Raw genomic sequence first — 22,324 nt, forward strand, 5'->3', positions numbered from 1 at the left:
GGCCGGCTGCTTCTAGGGCAGCACGATCATCGGCATCAAAGACAACACAACTCGTGTGTTCTCTCAGGACCCAATAGTGTGTTGACACGCCACCAAGAAAAACTTCTCAGCGCAGAACCAGCCGGCACCCGACATGATGTCAGGCGACGAACTGGCTTGTTAATGTTTCACCCATGAACAAACACCCGCCGTGACACAAACGGCCACGAAACGAGGATGTTGTTTGCTCCTTAGAAAGGAGGTGATCCAGCCGCACCTTCCGGTACGGCTACCTTGTTACGACTTCGTCCCAATCGCCGATCCCACCTTCGACAGCTCCCTCCCCGAGGGGTTGGGCCACCGGCTTCGGGTGTTACCGACTTTCATGACGTGACGGGCGGTGTGTACAAGGCCCGGGAACGTATTCACCGCAGCGTTGCTGATCTGCGATTACTAGCGACTCCGACTTCACGGGGTCGAGTTGCAGACCCCGATCCGAACTGAGACCGGCTTTAAGGGATTCGCTCCACCTCACGGTATCGCAGCCCTCTGTACCGGCCATTGTAGCATGTGTGAAGCCCTGGACATAAGGGGCATGATGACTTGACGTCATCCCCACCTTCCTCCGAGTTGACCCCGGCAGTCTCCTGCGAGTCCCCACCATTACGTGCTGGCAACACAGGACAAGGGTTGCGCTCGTTGCGGGACTTAACCCAACATCTCACGACACGAGCTGACGACAGCCATGCACCACCTGTACACCAACCACAAGGGGGGCTGTATCTCTACAGCTTTCTGGTGTATGTCAAACCCAGGTAAGGTTCTTCGCGTTGCATCGAATTAATCCACATGCTCCGCCGCTTGTGCGGGCCCCCGTCAATTCCTTTGAGTTTTAGCCTTGCGGCCGTACTCCCCAGGCGGGGTACTTAATGCGTTAGCTACGGCACGGATCCCGTGAAAAGGGACCCACACCTAGTACCCACCGTTTACGGCGTGGACTACCAGGGTATCTAATCCTGTTCGCTACCCACGCTTTCGCTCCTCAGCGTCAGTTACTACCCAGAGACCCGCCTTCGCCACCGGTGTTCCTCCTGATATCTGCGCATTTCACCGCTACACCAGGAATTCCAGTCTCCCCTGTAGTACTCAAGTCTGCCCGTATCGCCCGCACGCTTGATGTTAAGCATCAAGATTTCACGAACGACGCGACAAACCGCCTACGAGCTCTTTACGCCCAGTAATTCCGGACAACGCTCGCACCCTACGTATTACCGCGGCTGCTGGCACGTAGTTGGCCGGTGCTTCTTCTCCAGGTACCGTCAATTTCTCTTCGTCCCTGGTGAAAGAGGTTTACAACCCGAAGGCCGTCATCCCTCACGCGGCGTCGCTGCATCAGGCTTGCGCCCATTGTGCAATATTCCCCACTGCTGCCTCCCGTAGGAGTCTGGGCCGTGTCTCAGTCCCAGTGTGGCCGGTCGCCCTCTCAGGCCGGCTACCCGTCGTCGCCTTGGTAGGCCATTACCCCACCAACAAGCTGATAGGCCGCGGGCCCATCTCGTACCCAAAAAGTTTCCACCAACCCCCATGCGAGGGAAGGTCATATTCGGTATTAGACCCAGTTTCCCAGGCTTATCCCAAAGTACGAGGCAGATCACCCACGTGTTACTCACCCGTTCGCCACTCGAGTACCCCGAAGGGCCTTTCCGTTCGACTTGCATGTGTTAAGCACGCCGCCAGCGTTCGTCCTGAGCCAGGATCAAACTCTCCATGAAAAACCATAGAAAAACACGCCGCACCCACAGGCACAACGCGCATTTCGAAACAATCTTCCCAGCAGAGACAAAATCCCAACCAAAAAAACAAACAACCGACAACCACCAAACCGCTTAAAAGATCTGGCAGCATCAATCATCAAAAAAACCACACCCCACACACCAACGCATGCAGAATGCAGCACCAAACAAAATTGGCATTAACAATCCATCAACACACTATCGAGTTCTCAAAGAACACACACCCGCAGGCTGATCTTGTTCGGATCAGGACCCGCAAGCCCCAGCGGAGCGCAGTGTAACCACTACGATCCTTGAGCCAGGATTTGCACCTCAAGCGCACGCTCTGTCACCGGAAACTCTCTCCGGCGCCTCGCTCCGCGCTGCGGTGCAAGACATAAGTTACATAGGTGGAAACAGCGCGTCAAATCGCCTGGTCAGAGGCCTGCGCCGAGTGTACGAAGTGTGCGCCGGCGACACTCTTCTTGCCTCTACGCAGGACCAACCACCCGCCGGCGAGCTGCGCCGACGCCGAAGCAGTCCATTCGGGGTCGGTCACCTTCTCGTTGTTCACGTACGCGCCACCTTCACCGATCGCGCGACGAGCAGCCTTGTTGCTCTCGCTGAGGCCGGCCGCGACCAGCAGCTCGACGATGGTCGGTGTGGCATCGGACGGGTACTCGACCACCTGGGTCTCCGACAACGCGCCGGTGAGCGTCTGTTCGTCCAGCTCGGTCAGCTCAGCGCGTCCGAACAACGCCTGACTCGCGGTCTGCACCGAGGCAGTGTTGGCCTCCCCGTGCACGAGCGTCGTCATCTCGGCGGCCAACCTTCTCTGGGCCGCGCGCTGATGCGGGGCCTCGACGGTCTGCTTCTCGAGGTCGTCGATCTCGTCGCGGTCGAGGAAGGTGAACCACCGCAGGTAGCGCACGACGTCGGCGTCGGCGGTGTTCACGAAGTACTGGTACCAGGCGTACGGGCTGGTCATCTCCGGGTCGAGCCACAGGCTCCCTCCCCCGGTGGACTTGCCGAACTTCGTACCGTCGGCGGCCGTGACCAGGGGAACCGTGATCGCATGCAGGGAGGCGCCCTCGACACGTCGGCCCAGGTCCACGCCGGCGATGATGTTCCCCCACTGGTCTGACCCGCCGATCTGCAGCGTGCATCCGAAGCGTCGGTGCAGCTCGACGAAGTCGTTGGCCTGCAGCAACAGGTAGCTGAACTCGGTGTAGCTGATGCCGTCGCCGTCGAGTCGCCGCTTGATGGTGTCGCGGGCCAGCATCACGTTCACCGGGAAGTGTTTGCCGATGTCACGGAGGAAGTCGACCACCGACAACTCGCCGGTCCAGTCGAGGTTGTTGGCCACGACCGCGCCGGTCGCACTGTCGTCGATCGAGACGAATCGCTGCAGTTGGGCGTCGATCCTGCTCGCCCAGTCACGGACGGTGTCCGCGGTCTGCATGGTCCGCTCCCCCACGTCGCGAGGATCACCGATCATCCCCGTCGCGCCACCGGCCAGGACGACCGGACGGTGACCGGCGGCCTGGAACCGCTTGAGCGTCAACAGTGGAACCAGGTGTCCCGCATGAAGACTCGGGCCGGTCGGGTCGAAGCCCGCATAGAGGGTGAGCACCCCGGCCGCCGCGGCGGCGCGTACCTCGTCGAGGTCGGTGGACTGCGCGATCAATCCGCGCCACTGCAGTTCGTCGATGATGTCGGTGCTCACCAGTCCGATCCTTCCGCATCGGCATCCGAGACGGCCAATCGATCGGCGGCCGCGGCCGCACGTCGGCGCAGCACCTCGGCCGAACCCGGGCGGAACGCCGACACCGCAGGTGAGTCGGTGATCCACAGCCGCCACGGGCGACCGGTCGCGACGGTCAACCCGACCCGTGGGCCGGCGCTGGTCGACGTCGTGCGACGGCGCGCGGGGCGTTCGAGCCGGATCGGCGAGTTCGGGTCGAGTACGTCGACCCCGTTGTCGTCGAGTCTGATCCCCACCGCGGAGCCGAAGTTGCCCGGGCCCATCGCCCATCGGCGCTGGTCGACGACCGGGTGGCGTCGGCGTCGGACCACCTCGTCGCCGGTGAGCACCTCCCCCGCGCGTAACAACACCGCGGCGGCGGTTCCGGCCGCGCCGCAGGAGATGTTCACGCAGAGATGGATCCCGTAGGACCGGTAGACGTACAACCGGCCGGCCGGTCCGAACATGACCGTGTTCCGTGGCGTGATGCCGGGGTAGCTGTGTGCGGCCGGGTCCGGATGGGGTCCGTCGGGTGGTCCCCCGTAGGCCTCGACCTCGACGACGCGCAGTCGGACCTCGCCGTCGTCGCCGGTCACGACCATCTCGGATCCGAGAATCCGCGTCGCGGCACCGACCGGATCGGTGCGGAGATCGCGCGCCGACAACAGGGGTTGGGGCATCAGTGGCAGGTGTGCGCTATCGGTCGGTGGTACCCGCGCGGGCAAGCAGAGCCGCGTGTTCGGCGTCGTCGACCGTCCGCGCCTCGCTGATGAGCAGCACCGGGATGCCCTCGTCGATGCGGTAAACCGCGCGGAGCCGCTCGTTGTAGAGCAGTTCCTCGGTGCCCGAGTCCGAGCCGAGGTAGATCAGGGCGCCGTGGTCCTGCGGGCAGACCAGTCTCTCGCGGAGGAAGGCGTCGAGCGGCATGGGATGTCCTTCGGGTCGGTCACGGGTGCGGGTGGGTGATCATCCCACTCTACGAACCCGCCGAGGTCAGAACGACCGCACCTGCTGGGGCGACTCGGCCGAGGACAGGATCCATTCCTTCTCCGCCAGAACCGTCCTGGTCAGGCGCCGATAGCGACCGTTGTCGTCGCGGTACCAGACGCGGGCACTGGGCTTGGGCAGTCCCTGCGCGCGGAAGCTGTCGGCCAGCGGTCGGTAGGAGTGGCTGAGCGGGATCTCGTCGACGGCCCAGATGATGTGCGGGCGTTCGGCGGCCGAGAGTCCGGCCAGGGCCACCCGCAGCGACGACACGGTCAGGGCATTCGTGCGCACCCTCGGTGACACCACTGCGACCGCGAGCTGGGAGCCGGCCGTGCCCACCGGGTAGACGACCACCTGATCGACGTCGGGGTGCAGGCTCAACGCCGCATTGATCGGCTGCGGGAAGATCGGTCCGTCGGCGGACTTGATGACGCCGTGGACGCTACCCATCAGCCAGTGATCGCCGTCGACGTCGCGGCGGACCAGCTGACCGGACGTCTCCCACCGATCGTGCTGACCGAACACGTCGCGGAGCACCGTGGCCCCGGACTCGTACCGCTGGCGGGTCTGCGCGAGCAGCAGTCCGACCTCGTCGGATCCCGCCTCGCGCACGAAGCCCCGAGCGTCGAGTTGGAAGCGCTCCTCGGTGACGTCCCAGGCCGCGACCCGGACGCGATTGGTCTCCGGCAGGGCTCGTCCGACCGATCCGATCTTCGTGCCCGCGACGTTGGCGAGGATCGCCGCGCCGTCCGGGGTCGCGAAGAACTCGATGACACCGGCGTTGGGGAACCGCGCGTTGACGTCGGCCCAGAGGCCGGCCGGCATCCCGGAACCGATGAACTGCCGGATCGGGTTGTGTTCGGTGATCGCCAGCTCGGGGTCACGGACGATGTCGCCCATCATCGTCCAGGTGTAGGAGACGACGGTGATGCCGTAGCGGTAGACCTCGCGGGCGAAGCTCTCCGGTTCGACTCCCGACGACAGCGCGATGCGGGATCCGCCGACGACGGTCGCGCCGAGGGTGGTCAGCAGACCGGACGCGTGGTGCAGCGGGGTCAGGCAATAGACGGTGTCGTTGTCGGTCATCGCCGTGGCCGATGCGGCACCGAAGGCCGACATCGCCCATCGGTGGTTGGTGATCGGCCACTGCTGGACGGTGCCGCCCGCGCTGGTGAACAGGATCGCGGCGAGGTCGCCGCCGAGTCCGGGGTCGCGTCGGTACCAGGACGGGACCTTCACCTGGTCGGGGTCGATCTGCTCCATGTCGATGATGCGGTCGCCGTCGGCCCCGGGGATCGACCGGACGTCACCGCCACCGAGGACCAGCACCCGCTCGGCGTGCTCGACGCACTGCTCCAGGCTCGCTGGATCCGCGATCACGACGACCACGTCGGCGAGTCGCAGCATGCGGGCCAGGTCGGCGTCCGGCGGCAGCGGCACGACCACGGCGCCCAGACGGGACAGCGCGGCGATGGCGACGAGCGCACTGGGGCGCGTCTCCATCATCACGCCGACGTGTTCTCCGGGGCGGACACCGCACTGGATGAGGCCGCGCACGACGTTGTCGATGCGACGGTTGACCTCGAAGTGGCTCAGCACCCGATCCTCGAAGAGGAAGAGCTCGCGGTGGCCGGCGCGCTCGGCGTTCTCCGACATCAACTTGCCGAGGGAGATACGGGTCCCGGCCTGGATCTGTCCGAGGCGCATGAGCCGCGGCAGCGTGCGCACGGACTCACGGATCACGGCCTGCGAGGTGCGACGGAACGATCCGGCGGCGTGGACGACCTCACGGCTCACCCCCGCGCCGGCGTCGGCGAACGCGCCGAGTCCGTGTGTCAGACGCGACGACAGGCTGACACCGGAACCGACGGACTTCTCGGGGTTGTCGGGCATCGGGGCGATCTCGTCCGGGATCGGACCGGTGCCCTCCTGCCAGAGGATCCACTGCGACGTGGTCGGCCAGCTGTGCGCACCCGAGGTGGAGCCGACGACGAGTCCGAAATGTCCGACCGGCAACACACTCTCGTAGGCCTGCGCCCGCGGCGCCGCCCGCTTGATCCCGCGGACCGCCACGGGCTGACCGATGTCGTCGGCGTCGCCGACGAACGCGAGGACCGGACAGGTGATCTCGGCGAGGGTCACCAGCGAGTCGCGGATGACGAATCCGCCCGACACCATCCGGTTGTGCACCACGAACTGGCGCAGCAACTCGGCGATGGCCGGACCCGACCAGGCGACCCACCCGTCGGCCTCGAGGAATCGGCGCTGATCCTCTCGCGGGAGCAGCGCGTCGCGATCGTGGAGCTGCAGCAGGAAGTCGATGCGGCTGCGGGCGGCCTTGACCGGGTCGAGGAGCTGGAATCCGGTGCGCGCCAACCATCCCGGGATCGCGATGCGGTTGAAGACGTTGTCGGCGAAGAGCTCGGCCAGAGGCGCCATGACGTTGGCGGGCAACCCGAGCGGCAGCGCCGCGAGCACGTCGACGGGGCTGCCGAAGGTGGTGAGGCTCGCGATCTGCTCCGAGCGCCGGAAGGCCGCGGCCTGATAGGCGAACATTCCGCCCTGGGAGTAGCCGATGAGATGGACGGGACGTCCGGTCTCCTCGTGCATCAGGTCGATGATCTCGCTGATGGCGACGATGTGGTCGGCGAGCGTGCGCTCCATGCCGCCGGCCTCCTGGTCCGGGGACCCGAAGTCGACGACCCAGGGGTCGATGCCGTTCGCGTGCAGGATCGACACCGCACCGTTGTGCGGGGTGACGTCATAGACGTTGGCCGACACCATCATCGGCGGGATGAGCAGCGCGGGCGGACCGCCGTTGAGGTCGTCGGGGAAGTAGCGACGCAGCCGGTACATCGGCGACGTCTCCTCGACGCGGAACGGGGTCGGCTGGGTCCCGGTGTCGAGACCGCCCATCCGGATGACCTCGAGACCGTTCTGAGCCGTCGCGACGACCCGATCCAACGCCCGCCCGATGTTCGGAATGCCGACCACCTGAGTTACCTCCTCGCCGCGCAGTCCGTGATCGCTGTCACTCTACTCATGGCCGTGGCAGGCCGGTGTCGCGCGGCCCCGCCACATCCGCCGACCGATAGGCGCCGGTCAACGCCAGTCACGTAGCACCGCGACGCGGGCGACGACGCGTTCGCGTTGCTCCGCGACCTGATCACCCGACGTTCCACCGCGCGCCGATCGGGACGCGATGGATCCCTCGACGGTGAGCACGTCGCGGACGTCGGGCGTCAATGCCGGGTCGATTGCCGTCAACTCGTCGTCGGACAGTTCGGCGAGGCCGACGCCCCGCGCCTCGGCCACCCGTACGCACGCCCCGGCGGCCTCGTGTGCGACCCGGAACGGGATCCCCTGCCGGACGAGCCACTCGGCGATGTCGGTCGCCAGCGTGAATCCGGCGGGCGCGAGTTCTGCCATCCGGTCTGTGTGGAACTCGAGTGTGGCGACGAGACCCGTGATGGCGGGCAAGAGGAGTTCGAGCTGGGCCACCGAGTCGAAGACCGGTTCCTTGTCCTCCTGCAGATCGCGGTTGTACGCCAGGGGTTGGGCCTTGAGCGTCGCCAACAGGCCGGTCAGGTTACCGATGAGTCGTCCGGTCTTGCCCCGGGTGAGTTCGGCGACGTCCGGATTCTTCTTCTGCGGCATGATCGAACTACCGGTCGACCACGCGTCCGCCAGGGTGACGTAGCCGTATTCCGGTGTGCTCCAGGAGATGATCTCCTCGGCGAGCCGCGAGAGGTCGACCGCGGTCATGGCGAGGACGAAGGACGCCTCGGCCGCGAAGTCGCGGGACGACGTCGCGTCGATCGAGTTCTCCGCCGACGAGTCGAAGCCGAGTTCGGCGGCGATCTTCTCCGGGCTCAGTCCGAGCGACGACCCGGCGAGTGCACCCGATCCGTATGGCGACACCGCGGCGCGGACGTCGAAGTCGTGGAATCTCTCGACGTCGCGGAGCAGCGGATGGGTGTGTGCGAGAAGGTGATGCGCGAGCAGTACCGGTTGGGCGGCCTGCGAATGCGTCTTGCCCGGCATCGCCGCCGACGGGTGCGCCGCGGCCTGCGCGGTCAGGGCATCGACGACGTCGAGCACCCCTGACGAGACGCGACGCACCGCGTCGCGCAACCACATCCGGAACAGCGTGGCCACCTGATCGTTGCGCGAGCGACCCGCACGGAGTCGGCCACCGACCTCCGGCCCCACGCGGTCGATCAGACCGCGCTCGAGAGCGCCATGGACGTCCTCGTCGGTCTCGGCGGCGACGAACACGCCCGACTCGACATCAGCAGCGAGACGCTCCAGTCCGTCGAGCATCGTCTCGAGATCCGGCGCCGAGAGCAGCCCCGCGCCGTTGAGCACGCGGGCATGGGCCATCGAGGCGCGGATGTCATACGGCGCCAACACCCAGTCGAAATGGGTGGACTTGCTCAGCGCCGCCATGGCCGCCGCGGGGCCGTCGGCGAACCGACCGCCCCACAGCGACCCGGCGTTGGTGGTGCCCCCGGTGTCGGACGAACTCACAGCCCGAGGTCTCGCTTGGCCGCGATCTTCGACGACAGGCCGTGCAGCTGGACGAAGCCCTTGGCCGACGACTGGTCGAACGTGTCTCCCGCGTCGTAGGTCGCGAGGTTGAAGTCGTAGAGCGACTCCCCGCTGCGGCGTCCGTTGATGACGATCGTGCCGGCGTGCAGGACCAACCGGATCTCACCGGAGACGTGCTCCTGGGTGTGCGCGACGAAGGTGTCGAGCGCGGACTTCAGCGGCGAGTACCAGAGACCGTCGTAGACCAGCTCGGCCCACTTCTGGTCGGTGTGGCGCTTGTACCGACCGAGCTCCCGCTCGAGGGTGACGTGCTCGAGCTCCTCGTGGGCCCGGATGAGCACCATCGCACCCGGCGCCTCGTAGACCTCACGGCTCTTGATGCCCACCAGGCGGTCCTCGACGACGTCGAGCCGTCCCACACCCTGCTTGCCCGCGCGGGTGTTCAGTTCCTGGATGGCCTCGAGCACCGAGACCGGGCGACCGTCGATGGCGATCGGTCGGCCCTTGTCGAACGTGATGATCAGTTCGTCGGGGGCGTTGAAGTTGACCGTCGGGTCCTCGGTGTAGTCGTAGACGTCCTTCGTCGGGGCGTTCCACAGATCCTCGAGGAACCCGGTCTCCACCGCACGACCCCACACGTTCTGGTCGATCGAGAACGGCGACTTCTTGGAGACGTTGATCGGGATGTCGTTCTGCTCGGCGAACGCGATCGCCTTCTCGCGGGTCCACGCGTAGTCGCGGACCGGGGCGAGGACGTCGAGCTCGGGGGCCAGGGTGTTGAAACCGACCTCGAACCGGACCTGGTCGTTGCCCTTGCCGGTGCAGCCGTGCGCCACGACGGTGCCGCCGTGCGACCGCGCGTTCTCGACGAGGTGCTTGACGATGAGCGGTCGGCTGATCGCCGACACCAGCGGGTAGCGATCCATGTACAGGGCGTTGGCCTGCACGGTGGGGAGGCAGTACTCGTCGGCGAACTCGTCGCGGGCATCGACGACCACGGCCTCGACGGCGCCGCAGTCGAGCGCGCGCTGCCGGATGACCTCCATGTCCTCGCCGCCCTGGCCGAGGTCGATCGCGACCGCGACGACCTCCTTGCCGGTCTCGGCACCGATCCAGCTGATGGCCACCGAGGTGTCCAGTCCGCCGGAGTACGCGAGTATCACGCGTTCAGCCATGAGTTACGAGCTCCCTGCTTGTCGTTGTGATCCCGGCCGTGTGTCGACCGGGTGGTGCTGTTCCGTGGTTCACGCGAGGTCCTCGATCATCCGGGCCAGATCGGCCCCGGACATCGTCTCTCGCGCGATCACGAAGATCGTGTCATCGCCCGCGATCGTGCCGACCACCTGAGGCAGGCTCGCACGATCGAGTGCGCTGGCCAAATAGTGCGCCGCGCCCGGTGGGGTGCGCAGGACGGCCATGTTCCCGCTGTGGTCGGTCGAGACCAACAGTTCGGTCAGCATCCGGGACAGCCGATCGGTGCCGCCGGACACCCCGCGCACGGGTGAACCGTCCTCGGGGACCATGTACACCCCGGCCCCGCCGTCGGCCGCCCGGAGCTTGACCGCACCGAGTTCGTCGAGATCGCGCGACAGCGTCGCCTGCGTGGCGTCGATGCCCACCTGCGCGAGCAGCGACTGCAACTCCCCCTGGCTGCGCACCTGGTGCTCGGCGAGCAGGTGGACGATCTGCGCGTGCCGCCCCGCCCGGGTCGGGGACAACCGACTGACCGTCGCGTGGGCGCCGGTCTCGGTTCGCCGGTCCGCCCGCGGGACGTTCACGCCCGCTCCAGGAGCCAGATGAGCAACGCCTTCTGGGCGTGTAGCCGGTTCTCCGCCTCGTCGAACACAACGCTGCGGGGACCGTCGATGACGGCGTCGGTGATCTCCTCACCGCGGTGGGCCGGCAGGCAGTGCAGCACGATCGCCGCGGGGTCGGCGACGGCGAGCAGTTCGTCGTTGACCTGATACGGCCGGAACGGGGCGACCCGATCGCGACCGTCGTTCTCGTCACCCATCGACGTCCACGAGTCGGTGACGACCACGTCGGCGCCGGTGACCGCGGCGATCGGGTCGGACTCGACGCGCACGCTCGCCCCGGTCTGTTCGGCGCGGGCGCGTGCCGCGTCGAGGGCCCAGTCGGCGGGGGTGAAACCGTCGGGCGCGCTGATGGTCACGTTCATCCCGGCCGTGACGCCGCCGATCAGCAGAGAGTGCGCCATGTTGTTGGCACCGTCGCCGAGGTAGGTCATCGACAGCCCCTGGGTGCGTCCCTTGTGCTCGACGATGGTCTGCAGGTCGGCGAGCACTTGGCAGGGGTGGAACTCCGTGGACAGTGCGTTGACCACCGGCACCGTCGCGGTCGAGGCGATCGCCTCGAGCCGGTCCTGCCCGTAGGTGCGCCACACGATCGCCTTGACGAACCGTGACAGCACCCGTCCGGTGTCCTCGAGCGTCTCGTCACGACCCATCTGTGTGTTCTGACCGTCGACGATGACCGCGTGCCCACCGAGCTGGGCGATGCCCACCTCGAAGGAGAACCGTGTGCGCGTGGAGTTCTTGTCGAAGATCACCCCGACGCCGTGCGGTCCCTCGAGCGGGCGGTGCGAGAACGGTGAGCGCTTCACCTCGGCGGCCAGGGCGAGCACCTGCGCCTGCTCATCGGGCGTGAGGTCGTCGTCCCGCAGGAAGTGACGCAGCGTGGTGCGTGACGCGGTGTCCTTGGGCGCGGTCATGTCGTCTCCTGCCGGGCGGTGTCGAGGATCGACGGGAGGTCGGCGACGAACGCGTTCGCCTGGTCCTCGGTGAGGATGAGCGGCGGCGCCAAGCGGAGGACGTCGGCGGCCGGCGCGTTGATCAGGTAGCCGGCCGAACGCGCCGCGGTCTCCACCGCAGCCGAGATCGGCGCCGTCAGAACGACTCCCAACAGCAGACCCGACCCCCGGACATGCGACACCAGCGGGTGCTCGAGCGCCTCGATGCCGGTGGCGATCGACTTGCCCACCGAGGCGACGTGGTCGACGAGGCCCGCGGAGTCGATCTCGGCCAGCACGGCCAGCGCAGCGGCCGCGCAGATCGGGTTGCCGCCGAACGTGGTCCCGTGCTGTCCCGGGGAGAGCAGGTCCGCGGCGGGTCCGGTCGCGACGCAGGCCCCGATGGGCAGTCCCCCACCGAGCCCCTTGGCCAGGGTCATGACGTCCGGCACGATGCCGACCGCCTGATGCGCGTAGAACGTCCCGGTGCGTCCGATCCCGGTCTGCACCTCGTCGAGGATGAGCAGCGCACCGCGTTCGGTGGTGAGTCGCCGCGCCGCGGCCAGGTATCCCGCCGGGGGCACGATCACCCCACCCTCGCCCTGGATCGGCTCGAGGATCACCGCGGCCGTCTGATCGGTGACCGCCGCATCGAGCGCGTCGATGTCGCCGTAGGGCACGAACGACACCCCGGCGGGCATCGGTTCGAACGGGGTCCGTTTGGCGGGCTGCCCGGTCATCGCCAGCGCACCCATGGTCCGGCCGTGGAATCCGTTCTCCGCGGCCACGATCTCCGGCCGTCCGGTCCGCCGCGCGATCTTGAACGCGGCCTCGTTCGCCTCGGCGCCGGAGTTGCAGAAGAACACCCGCCCCGGGGTGCCGAGTCGTTGGAGGAGCCCCTCGGCCAGGGCCACGGCGGGTTCGTTGATGTAGAGGTTCGACGTGTGACCCAGCGTCTGCATCTGGCGGGTGACCGCCTCGATGACCGCGGGATGGGCGTGGCCGAGCGAGTTGACGGCGATGCCGCCGAGGAGGTCGAGGTACTCGACACCGTTCTCGTCGGTCACCACCGCACCGCGGCCCTGGCGCAACGCGATCTTCGGGGTTCCGTAGTTGTCCATCAGCGCCGAGGACCACCGGTCCTGCATCGGTGCGGTCATCAGATCGCCTTCGTCTCGGGGGCCGGGTCGGCGTCGGTGGTCGGTACGACCATCGTTCCGACGCCGTCTTCGGTGAACAGTTCGAGGAGCATCGAGTGCGGGACCCGGCCGTCGATCACGTGCGCGCGGGGTACGCCGCCGCGCACCGCACGCAGGCACGCCTCCATCTTGGGCACCATGCCCGAATCCAGTTGCGGCAGTAGTGTGTCCAGTGTCTCGGTGTCGATGCGCGAGGTGAGCGAACCGCGGTCGGGCCAATCCGTGTAGAGGCCCTCGACATCGGTGAGCATCACCAGCTTCTCGGCGCCGAGCGACTCCGCGAGCGCCGCGGCGGCGGTGTCTGCGTTGATGTTGTGCACCACCCCGTCGGCGTCGGGGGCGATCGACGACACCACCGGGATACGGCCCGCGGCGATGAGGTCGGTGACGGCGCCGGGGTTGACCGTCGTCACGTCTCCGACGAGGCCGATGTCCGTCTGGACCCCCTCGACGGCCACGGTCCGACGCGTCGCGGTGAACAGGTGGGCGTCCTCGCCGGAGATCCCGACCGCGTAGGGCCCGTGGGCGTTGATCAGTCCGACCAGTTCACGCCCGACCTGACCGAACAGGACCATCCGGACGATGTCCATGACCTCTGGCGTCGTGACCCGGTAGCCGCCCCGGAACTCGCCGACCAGGCCCAGACGCGTGAGCATCGCCGAGATCTGCGGGCCGCCGCCGTGGACGACCACGGGGTGGATCCCGCAGGTGCGCAGGAAGACCATGTCGGTGGCGAAGGCCGCCTTGAGCTCGTCGTCGATCATGGCGTTTCCGCCGTATTTGACGACGATGACCTTGCCTGCGAACCGCTGCAGCCAGGGCAGCGCCTCGGTGAGGACGTGTGCCTTGTCCAACGCGCTCAGATCTGTGGTCGCGTTCTCCGCCGTCATGAGGAGTACGCCGAATTCTCTTCGACGTAGGCGTGCGACAGGTCGGTGGTGCGGATCGTCGCGCTCGCGTCACCCACGCCCAGATCGATGGTCACCTCGATGTCGGTGCCGGTCAGGTCGACCTCGCGGGCTCCCTCGACGCCACACCCGTTGCGGCACACTGCGTTGCCGTTGAACTCGACGGAGATCGCACCCGGGTCGAGCTCGACGGGGGCCATCCCGACCGCGGCGAGCACGCGCCCCCAGTTGGGGTCGGAACCGAACAGCGCGGTCTTGACGAGGCTGTCGCGGGCGACCACCCGTGCCGCCACGACGGCGTCGTCCTCGGTCTGTGCGCCGGTCACCGTGACCAGGATGCGCTTGGTGACCCCCTCGGCGTCGGCCTGCAGTTGCGCGCAGAGGTCGTTGCACGCGGCGAACACCGCGGCGGCGAACTCGTCGGGGTCGGGCGTGACGTCGGCGGCACCGGAGCTGAGCAGCAGGACGGTGTCGTTGGTAGAGCACGAACCGTCGACGTCGAGGCGGTCGAAGGTGCGCGCGGTGGCTGCCCGCAGCGCCGAGTCCAGTTCCGGCGCATCGACCTTTGCGTCGGTGGTGATCACCACGAGCATCGTCGCCAGCGACGGGGCGAGCATCCCGGCCCCCTTGGCCATCCCGCCGACGTTCCATCCGCCCCGGTGGTGCACGGCGACCTGTTTGGGGACGGTGTCGGTGGTCATGATCGCGTGTGCGGCGTCAGTGCCACCGGACAGGCCGCCGGCCATGTCCTGGACGATCGCGGTGACGCCGGCCAGCACGCGATCCATCGGCAACCGGTCCCCGATGAGTCCGGTGGAACACACGGCCACCTCGACGGCGCCGGTGGAGGTGCCCCAGTTGCTCAGCGCGGTGGCCACGGCCTCCGCGGTCGCGTGGGTGTCCTGGAAACCGGCCGGTCCCGTGCAGGCGTTGGCGCCACCGGAGTTGAGGAGCACCGCGCGCAGACTGCCGGTGGTCAACACCTGCTGTGACCACAGCACCGGGGCGGCCTTCACCTTGTTCCGCGTGAAGACGCCCGCGGCTGCATATTCCGGGCCCTCGTTGAACACCAGCGCGAGGTCGGGGCGGCCGGAGACCTTGATCCCGGCGGCCATCCCGGCCGCCCGGAAGCCCAGGGGTGCCGTGACGCCCTGCCCGCGGGTGATCACCGGCGACTCGGTCTCGGTCACGTCGTGTCCGGTGCTCATGGTGCGACTCCCACCGTCGTGAGGCCCTCGGATTCGCCGAATCCCATGGCCAGGTTCATCGATTGCACGGCACCGCCACCGGTTCCCTTGGTGAGGTTGTCGATGGCGCCGATCGCGACCAGGGTGCTCGATCGCTCGTCGACCGTCACCGACAGCGCGACCGAGTTCGACCCGATCACCGATCCGGTGGTCGGGAGTTGCCCGGCCGGGAGCAGATGGACGAACGGTTCGTCGCCGTAGGCCTTCTCGTAGACCGTCCGCATCTCCGCCTCGGACAGCGACGTCCGTGCGGTGCAGGTGGCGAGGATCCCGCGGGCCATCGGCGCGAGGACGGGCGTGAAGGACACACTCACCGGCTGATCGGCCGCCGCGGACAGGGCCTGGACGATCTCGGGGTTGTGGCGATGGGCCCCGCCGACGCCGTAGGCCCGCGCGGAGCCGATGACCTCGGAGGCGAGCAGATCCACGCGTGTCGAACGCCCGGCACCCGAGGTGCCGCTGACGGCCACGACGGTGATCGCCGACTCGACTGCCTGTGCGGCGACCGCGGGCAGGAGCGAGAGGATCGACACCGTCGGGTAGCAGCCGGGGACCGCGATCCGGCTCGCACCGGACAGGACATCGCGGTTGCCCGGGATCTCCGGCAACCCGTACGGCCAGTGACCGGCGTGCGGGGTGCCGTAGAACCGGGTCCACTCCTGCGCGTCGGAGAGCCGGAAATCCGCGCCGCAGTCGATGACCAGGGTGGCCGGGGGAAGAGCGTCCGCGATCGGGCCGGACGTCCCGTGTGGAAGGGCCAGGAACACGACGTCGTGGCCCGCGAGCACCTCGGCGGAGGTCTCCTCGAGCACACGGTCGGCCAGGGGGAACAGATGGGGCTGGTGCTCGCCGAGCGCCGAGCCGGCGTTGCCGCCCGCGGTCAGGGCACCGATGGCGATCTCGCCGGAGACCACGCGTGGGTGCCCGAGGAGCAGTCGGAGGATTTCTCCGCCCGCATATCCACTCGCCCCGGCCACCGCTATCGACATACTCATGTGATTCATTATGCAGACCAGCGCAAAACAATTCACAACCGGGTGGGCGTGTGTGCCCACCCACCGAACTATCGCAGGCGTGCGCCGAGTTCGGAGGCGGCACGGTCGACTGCTGCGAGGCGGGCCTGCGACGCGTCGTCCTCGGTGAGCGTGCGATCGGAAGCACGGAACCGGAGCGCAAACGTCAGCGACTTCACCTCGTCGCCGAGTTGGGGGCCGGTGAACACGTCGTAGAGCCGGATGTCCTCGAGCAGCTCACCCGCGCCCTCGGTCAGCGCCTGCTGCACGCGCGCCGCGGCCACCGACCGGTCGACGACGACGGCGACGTCCTGCAGCACCGCCGGGAACAACGACAGTTGCGGAGCCGGCAGCGCCGACGAGATCGGCAGGAGGTCGAGGTCGAGCTCCACCGCGCAGGTGCGCGGCGGCAGTCCGGCCCTGTCGATGAGCGCGGGGTGCAGTTCGCCCGCCCATCCCACGTCGATCGTCCCGCCCACGCCGTCGTCGGCGACCACCCGAGCACACCGACCGGGATGCCACGGGACGTGTTCGGCGGCCACCATGGCCAGTTCGACTCCCGAGGCGCGACCGATCACCCGGGCGGCGTCGAAGGCATCGGACGCGTCGACCGGTCGGCCCGCACCCCACGGACCGGCGGGCTCACGGGCGCCGGCGAGCACGACCGCGGCCCGCAACGGCTGGTGCGGCAGCGAGCCCATCAGCTCGGCGATCTCGTCCGGAGACGGTCGGCGGGTGACGTCGATCGTCGCGACCGGGTGCACGGTGTCGGCGGCGATCACGACCTGGCCGATCGTGTACAGCGCCACGTCGCGCTGTCCGCGCGTGATGTTGCGGACCGTCATCTCGACGAGTCCGGGGAGCAACGTGGTGTTGAGTTCGCCGCGCGAGGACTCCAGGGGGTTGAGCACCCGCACCGTGTCGCGACGCGGATCGTCGGCCGGGATGTCCCACAGGTCGAGCACGTCGGCGGGCATGAACGGGAACGGCAACACCTCGACGAACCCCGACATCGCCAGCGCCCGACCGACGCTGCGCCGACGGACCTGAGCCGGGGTGAGTCCGGTACCCGCCGGGGCGCGCGGTGGGATCGCCGGGATGTTCTCCAGCCCTTCGAGTCGCAGCACCTCCTCGACGAGGTCGGCCGACTGCCGCAGATCCGACCGCCACGACGGCGGTACGACCTCGAGGACGCCGTCGGCGCCCTCGCTGACCGTGGCGCCGACCTGCTCGAGACGTCGCACGGTGGTCCCGGGCGCATAGGTGACGCCCGCGACACGGTCCGGGAGGTCGGGCGCGATGGACACGGTCACCGGCGACACCGGCAGTGCGGTGTCGGTGTACCCGACATCGGCGACTCCCCCGGCGATCTCGGTGATCAGGTCGGTGGCCCGCGCGAGCGCGAGCGCCGTGATCTCCGGGTCGACCGTCCGCTCGAAACGTTTACCCGCCTCGCTCGACAGACGGTGGCGCCGACCGGTCCGGAACGCCGACACCGGTTCGAAGTTCGCCGCCTCCAGGATGACGTCGACCGTCGCCGGGGAGATCTCGCTCTCGGCGCCGCCCATGACACCGGCCAACGCGATCGGGCCACGATCGTCGGCGATGACGACGTCGTCCGGGACGAGGGCGCGCTCGACCCCGTCGAGGGTGGTCAGCTTCTCCCCCGCGTTCGCGCGCCGGACCACGATCGTGCCGGTCACGCGGGCGCTGTCGAAGGCGTGCAACGGCTGGCCGAGTTCGAGCATCACGTAGTTCGTCACGTCGACGGCCGCCGAGATCGGTCGGACGCCGGCGACCAACAGTCGCTTCTGGATCCACCACGGCGACACCGCCGTCGGGTCGACACCCCGGATGACCTGAGCGCAGTACCGCGTCGCACCGGAGGAGGGATCGATGCGCACCGGCCACGCGTCGTCCGACGCCTCGCGGGTCATGGCCTGCGTATCCGGTCCCGCGGGATCGGAATACGGCAGCTCGAAGCTGGCCGCGAGCTCGCGGGCCAACCCGCGCACGGAGAAGGCGTAACCGCGGTCGGGCGTCACGTTGACGTCGATGGCGGTGTCGGACAGTCCGAGCGCGTCGTGCGCGTCGGTTCCCGGCGCCGCGGTGCCAGGCGCCAACACCAGGATCCCGGAGTGGTCGGTGCCGATGCCGAGTTCGGAGACCGAACAGATCATCCCGTCGGAGGTGTGGCCGTAGGTCTTTCGCGCCGCGATCGCGAAATCTCCGGGCAGGACACTGCCGGGGAGCGCGGCGACGATCAGATCGCCCTCCGCGAAGTTGCGGGCACCGCAGACGATCCCGCGCGGAACGTCCTCACCGACGTCGACCTGGCAGAACCGGATCGGCTTCTTGAACTCGGTGAGTTCGGTGATCTCGGCGACCCGCCCGACAACCAGCGGTCCAGTGATCGCGGGGAAATCCTCGACGTCCTCGATCTCGAACCCGACCCGCACGAAGCCGGCATCGATCTGGGCGGTCGTCGCGGCGAAGTCCGCCGCTCCGCGCTGCAGGGATTCGGTCAACCAGGACTGGGGAACGCGCACTGTGGCTCAACTACTTTCGAGATCGAAGACTGAAGAGGAGGGACGACGTCAGATCGCCGGGCCGAACGGCAGGGTGAACCGGACGTCGCCCTCGACCATGTCGCGCATGTCGGGCAGGTCGTTGCGGAACTGCAGGGTGCGCTCTAGGCCCATCCCGAAGGCGTACCCCGAGTAGACCTCCGGGTCGATCCCGGCCGCCCGCAACACATTCGGGTTGACCATGCCGCAGCCACCCCACTCGACCCATCCGGCGCCGCCCTTCTTGGCCGGGAACCACACGTCCACCTCGGCGGACGGCTCGGTGAACGGGAAGAAGTTCGGGCGCATGCGGGTGGTGGTGTCGGGCCCGAAGATGGCCTTGGCCAGGATCTCCAGGGTGCCGCGCAGATTGGCCATCGTCAGGCCCTTGTCGACGGCGAGTCCCTCCACCTGGTGGAACACCGGGGTGTGGGTGGAGTCCAGTTCGTCGGTGCGGAACGTCCGCCCCGGGCAGGCGACGTAGATCGGCACCTCGCGGGTCAGCATCGACCGCACCTGCACGGGCGAGGTGTGTGTGCGCAACACCTGGCGGGAGCCCTCCGGGGCGATGTAGAACGTGTCCTGCATCGACCGGGCCGGGTGGTCCGGCAGGAAGTTCAGCGCGTCGAAGTTGAACTGTTCGGTCTCGACCTCGGGGCCCTCGGCGATCTCCCACCCCATCGCGATGAAGACGTCGGCCACCTGCTCGCCGATGACCGTGATGGGGTGCCGGGCGCCGACCGGGCGGCGGGCGCTCGGCAACGTCACGTCGATCGCCTCCTCGGCGAGGACCGCAGCGTCACGTTCGGCGGTGAGCACGACCACGCGGTCGTCGTAGGCCTGCTGGGCGCGGGTTCGCACCACGTTGACGGCCTTGCCCGCCTCCGCGCGTTCGTTCTTCGGCAGTTCGCCGAGCGCGCGCCGCGCGAGGGCGATCGCGGATCGGTCGCCGAGGTGGTCGGTCTTCGCCTGGGCGAGTTGTGCCAGATCGCCCGCGGCGGCGAACGCAGCGACGGCCGCATCGGCCGCGGCGTCCAGTGCGTGCTCGGTGGACTCTGACGTATCGCTGCTCACGACGAACCCAACTCCTCTTCTGCTCGATGCTGATCTATCTGATCCGATGCCCGGTGTTGTGGACGAGCGTATCGGATGCGTCCAGGTGTTTGACTCGGCGGCCACCGGGCAACGCCGCAGGTCACACGCGCGTCGTCGCGTTCAGCGGTGGGTCGCGCGTGCGCTCGAATAGAGGCAGACGGCGGCTGCGGCAGCGATGTTGAGACTCTCGGCCCGGCCGTGTATCGGTATCGACACCCGATGGTCGGCGGCGGCCGACAGATCAGCGGACAACCCGTGCGCCTCGTTGCCGAACAGCCAGGCGGCCCGACCCGACAACACCGCGTCGGCGGCGTCGAGGGAGAGTTCACCGTCGGCCGCGGTCGCCAACACGACGAACCCCGCGGCCCGCAGCGCGTCGACGAGCGCATGGGGGTCGCGTTCGCGCGCGACCGGGATGTGGAACACGCTGCCCGCACTCGCTCGGACGGCCTTGCCGTTGTGCGGATCCACCGCTGACGTTCCGGCGAGCACGACGCCGACACAGCCCATCGCGTCGGCGGTGCGGATCAGGGTGCCCGCGTTGCCGGGGTCGGCGATGTCGACACCGACCGCGACGGTCGCCGCCGGTCCGGCGGCGCCGACGATCTCCTGCAGCGATGCCTCGAGCAGGTCGCAGACCGCGAAGATGCCGGGGCTCGTGGAGGTGTCCGACAACTTGCCCGCGGCGCGTGCGGTGACGACGAGGACCTCGATGCCCGCCGCGCGCGCGAGGTCGAGCAACACGCTGTGCCGGTACTCCTCCTCGTCGCGGACCAGGACGGTCCGCGCGACACCGGTGTCGAGGGCCGAGCGGACCGCGTTGCTCCCCTCGATCAGGAACTCGCCGCGCTCGCGCCGCTCACTCGAACGGTGCAACTTGGCAAACGAAACGACCCGCGTGGAGCGCTCGGTGAGGGCGGTGTCCACTGCGGGTCGTGTCGTCAGACGTCGAGATGCGTCGGGGTGCGACGAATCGTCGATCAGGCTGCGGGCGCGTTGACGTCGTCGGGCAACGACTTCTTCGCGATCGCGACCAGGCCGGCGAAGGCCTCGGGGTCGCTGACGGCGATCTCGGCGAGGATCTTGCGATCCACCTCGAGCTCGGCGATCTTCAGACCCTGGATGAAGCGGTTGTAGGTGATGTCGTTCGCCCGGGCTGCGGCGTTGATCCGCGAGATCCAGAGCTTGCGGAACTCACCCTTGCGAGCGCGACGATCGCGGTACGCGTAGTTCAGCGAGTGGAGCTGCTGCTCCTTGGCCTTGCGGTACAGCCGCGAGCGCTGTCCGCGGTAGCCCTTGGACGCCTCCAGAACTGAACGACGCTTCTTCTGGGCGTTCACTGCCCGTTTCACGCGTGCCACGTGGATTACCTCTAACTATGTCGAGACCGCGCTTCGCAATCGTCTTGAAACGAATGGGCGATCAGGTGGAACGATTGATTGAGCGCTGGCTCAGATGTTCAGGAGCCGCTTGATGCGCGGGGCATCGACGTCGGCGACCACGGCGGTTCCGTCGAGACGACGGGTGCGCTTGGTGGGCTTGTGCTCCATCAGGTGGCGACGGTTGGCCTTCTGACGGACGATCTTGCCGCTGCCGGTCACCTTGAATCGCTTCGCGGTTCCCTTGTGCGTCTTTGCCTTCGGCATGTGTGTACTTCCTCTGTGCTCGATGCTGCCGTGCGCATGCCCTTCGGCGTGCGCACGCATGTGCTGGTGCTGACCCGGGATTCCCGGGTCACCGGCGAGCGGTGGCTATTCGGCCGGCGCGGAGTCCGCGGCGGGTGCCGACGTCCCCGGCTGCCGTGCCTCGGCCACCTTCGCCCGGGTCTTGGCTCCCTTGTGCGGGGCCAAGACCATCGTCATGTTGCGGCCGTCCTGCTTGGCCGATGTCTCGACGAAACCGAATTCACCCACGTCCGCGCCGAGGCGCTGCAGCAGGCGGTAACCGAGTTCGGGTCGCGACTGCTCGCGTCCGCGGAACATGATGGTCACCTTGACCTTGGATCCGGCTTCCAGGAAGCGGATCACGTGGCCCTTCTTGGTCTCGTAGTCGTGGTCGTCGATCTTCGGCCGGAGCTTCTGCTCCTTGATGACCGTCATCTGCTGGTTACGGCGGGACTCACGAAGCTTCTGGGCCGCCTCGTACTTGAACTTGCCGTAATCCATGATCTTGCACACCGGCGGACGGGCGTTGGGCGCCACTTCCACCAGGTCAAGATCGGCCTCGATGGCCAATCGCAAAGCGTCTTCAACACGCACGATGCCCACCTGCTCCGAATTCGGACCGACGAGTCGGACCTCGGGGACGCGGATGCGCTCGTTGATGCGGGTCTCTGTGCTGATGGGGCCTCCTCGTTAAAACCAATGGGTGCCGCGGCTCACGCCACGGTTCGCGCCTCGTGCGGCCCGGTGAGGGACCGACGATGACCGATGCACGCGGAGGAAACACCCTGGTCAGCAGAAAGGGCCCTCGCGATGAGATCATCGACGGGGCCCGCTACTGACCGGTCGACA

The 22,324-nt window shown here is 67.8% G+C and carries 18 protein-coding genes and 1 rRNA gene; all 19 read right to left on the minus strand.

What is annotated here, in order from left to right; genetic code table 11:
• Nucleotides 1-234: 234 nt before the first annotated feature.
• The 19 genes from LX13_RS13395 to infC all read right to left on the minus strand — a co-directional run bounded on the left by LX13_RS13395 (nucleotide 235) and on the right by infC (nucleotide 22,153).
• Nucleotides 235-1,751, minus strand: a 16S ribosomal RNA gene (locus LX13_RS13395).
• Between the two features lie 424 nt (nucleotides 1,752-2,175).
• Entirely contained in the window at nucleotides 2,176-3,477 is a 1,302-nt protein-coding gene (gene tyrS, locus LX13_RS13400) for a tyrosine--tRNA ligase (RefSeq protein WP_253661860.1), read from the minus strand.
• Nucleotides 3,474-4,175: a DNA-3-methyladenine glycosylase gene (locus LX13_RS13405; RefSeq protein ID WP_253661861.1), complete on the minus strand. Its 702-nt coding sequence runs from the start codon at nucleotides 4,173-4,175 to the stop codon at nucleotides 3,474-3,476. Before LX13_RS13405 ends, tyrS begins: the two co-directional genes overlap by 4 nt.
• 16 nt (nucleotides 4,176-4,191) lie before the next feature.
• Nucleotides 4,192-4,422: a Trm112 family protein gene (locus LX13_RS13410; protein ID WP_253661862.1), complete on the minus strand. Its 231-nt coding sequence runs from the start codon at nucleotides 4,420-4,422 to the stop codon at nucleotides 4,192-4,194.
• A gap of 66 nt (nucleotides 4,423-4,488) precedes the next feature.
• The gene (locus LX13_RS13415) at nucleotides 4,489-7,476 is read right to left on the minus strand and encodes an alpha/beta fold hydrolase (protein ID WP_253661863.1); all 2,988 of its coding nucleotides are present in this window, start codon (nucleotides 7,474-7,476) and stop codon (nucleotides 4,489-4,491) included.
• Nucleotides 7,477-7,584: 108 nt separating this feature from the next.
• A complete protein-coding gene (gene argH / locus LX13_RS13420) occupies nucleotides 7,585-9,012 on the minus strand; it encodes an argininosuccinate lyase (RefSeq protein ID WP_253661864.1) in 1,428 nt (475 codons plus the stop codon).
• The gene (locus tag LX13_RS13425) at nucleotides 9,009-10,208 is read right to left on the minus strand and encodes an argininosuccinate synthase (RefSeq protein ID WP_188490251.1); all 1,200 of its coding nucleotides are present in this window, start codon (nucleotides 10,206-10,208) and stop codon (nucleotides 9,009-9,011) included. Before LX13_RS13425 ends, argH begins: the two co-directional genes overlap by 4 nt.
• A gap of 69 nt (nucleotides 10,209-10,277) precedes the next feature.
• Nucleotides 10,278-10,811: an arginine repressor gene (locus tag LX13_RS13430; RefSeq protein ID WP_372499908.1), complete on the minus strand. Its 534-nt coding sequence runs from the start codon at nucleotides 10,809-10,811 to the stop codon at nucleotides 10,278-10,280.
• Nucleotides 10,808-11,764, minus strand: coding sequence for an ornithine carbamoyltransferase (gene argF, locus LX13_RS13435; protein ID WP_253661865.1), 957 nt, complete (start codon nucleotides 11,762-11,764; stop codon nucleotides 10,808-10,810). The genes LX13_RS13430 and argF overlap by 4 nt, the downstream gene beginning before the upstream one ends.
• Complete coding sequence (locus LX13_RS13440) at nucleotides 11,761-12,942, minus strand: acetylornithine transaminase (protein WP_253661866.1); 1,182 nt, start codon at nucleotides 12,940-12,942, stop codon at nucleotides 11,761-11,763. The genes argF and LX13_RS13440 overlap by 4 nt, the downstream gene beginning before the upstream one ends.
• Nucleotides 12,942-13,871, minus strand: coding sequence for an acetylglutamate kinase (gene argB, locus LX13_RS13445; RefSeq protein ID WP_253661867.1), 930 nt, complete (start codon nucleotides 13,869-13,871; stop codon nucleotides 12,942-12,944). Before argB ends, LX13_RS13440 begins: the two co-directional genes overlap by 1 nt.
• Nucleotides 13,868-15,097: a bifunctional glutamate N-acetyltransferase/amino-acid acetyltransferase ArgJ gene (argJ, locus tag LX13_RS13450; RefSeq protein ID WP_253661868.1), complete on the minus strand. Its 1,230-nt coding sequence runs from the start codon at nucleotides 15,095-15,097 to the stop codon at nucleotides 13,868-13,870. The genes argB and argJ overlap by 4 nt, the downstream gene beginning before the upstream one ends.
• Nucleotides 15,094-16,131 (minus strand): N-acetyl-gamma-glutamyl-phosphate reductase, encoded by a 1,038-nt coding sequence (gene argC, locus LX13_RS13455; protein ID WP_253661869.1) that lies wholly within the window; start codon nucleotides 16,129-16,131, stop codon nucleotides 15,094-15,096. The genes argJ and argC overlap by 4 nt, the downstream gene beginning before the upstream one ends.
• 68 nt (nucleotides 16,132-16,199) lie before the next feature.
• Nucleotides 16,200-18,698 (minus strand): phenylalanine--tRNA ligase subunit beta, encoded by a 2,499-nt coding sequence (gene pheT / locus LX13_RS13460; RefSeq protein ID WP_253661870.1) that lies wholly within the window; start codon nucleotides 18,696-18,698, stop codon nucleotides 16,200-16,202.
• Between the two features lie 48 nt (nucleotides 18,699-18,746).
• Complete coding sequence (pheS, locus tag LX13_RS13465) at nucleotides 18,747-19,790, minus strand: phenylalanine--tRNA ligase subunit alpha (RefSeq protein ID WP_253661871.1); 1,044 nt, start codon at nucleotides 19,788-19,790, stop codon at nucleotides 18,747-18,749.
• A 141-nt stretch (nucleotides 19,791-19,931) separates the two neighbouring features.
• Entirely contained in the window at nucleotides 19,932-20,738 is an 807-nt protein-coding gene (locus LX13_RS13470; protein ID WP_253661872.1) for a TrmH family RNA methyltransferase, read from the minus strand.
• A gap of 53 nt (nucleotides 20,739-20,791) precedes the next feature.
• Complete coding sequence (rplT, locus tag LX13_RS13475) at nucleotides 20,792-21,172, minus strand: 50S ribosomal protein L20 (RefSeq protein ID WP_188490241.1); 381 nt, start codon at nucleotides 21,170-21,172, stop codon at nucleotides 20,792-20,794.
• Between the two features lie 90 nt (nucleotides 21,173-21,262).
• Complete coding sequence (gene rpmI / locus LX13_RS13480) at nucleotides 21,263-21,457, minus strand: 50S ribosomal protein L35 (protein WP_188490240.1); 195 nt, start codon at nucleotides 21,455-21,457, stop codon at nucleotides 21,263-21,265.
• Between the two features lie 105 nt (nucleotides 21,458-21,562).
• Nucleotides 21,563-22,153: a translation initiation factor IF-3 gene (gene infC, locus LX13_RS13485; RefSeq protein ID WP_188490605.1), complete on the minus strand. Its 591-nt coding sequence runs from the start codon at nucleotides 22,151-22,153 to the stop codon at nucleotides 21,563-21,565.
• Nucleotides 22,154-22,324: the final 171 nt, after the last annotated feature.

Source organism: Williamsia maris (genome assembly GCF_024171815.1).
Lineage (GTDB): Bacteria > Actinomycetota > Actinomycetes > Mycobacteriales > Mycobacteriaceae > Williamsia_A > Williamsia_A maris.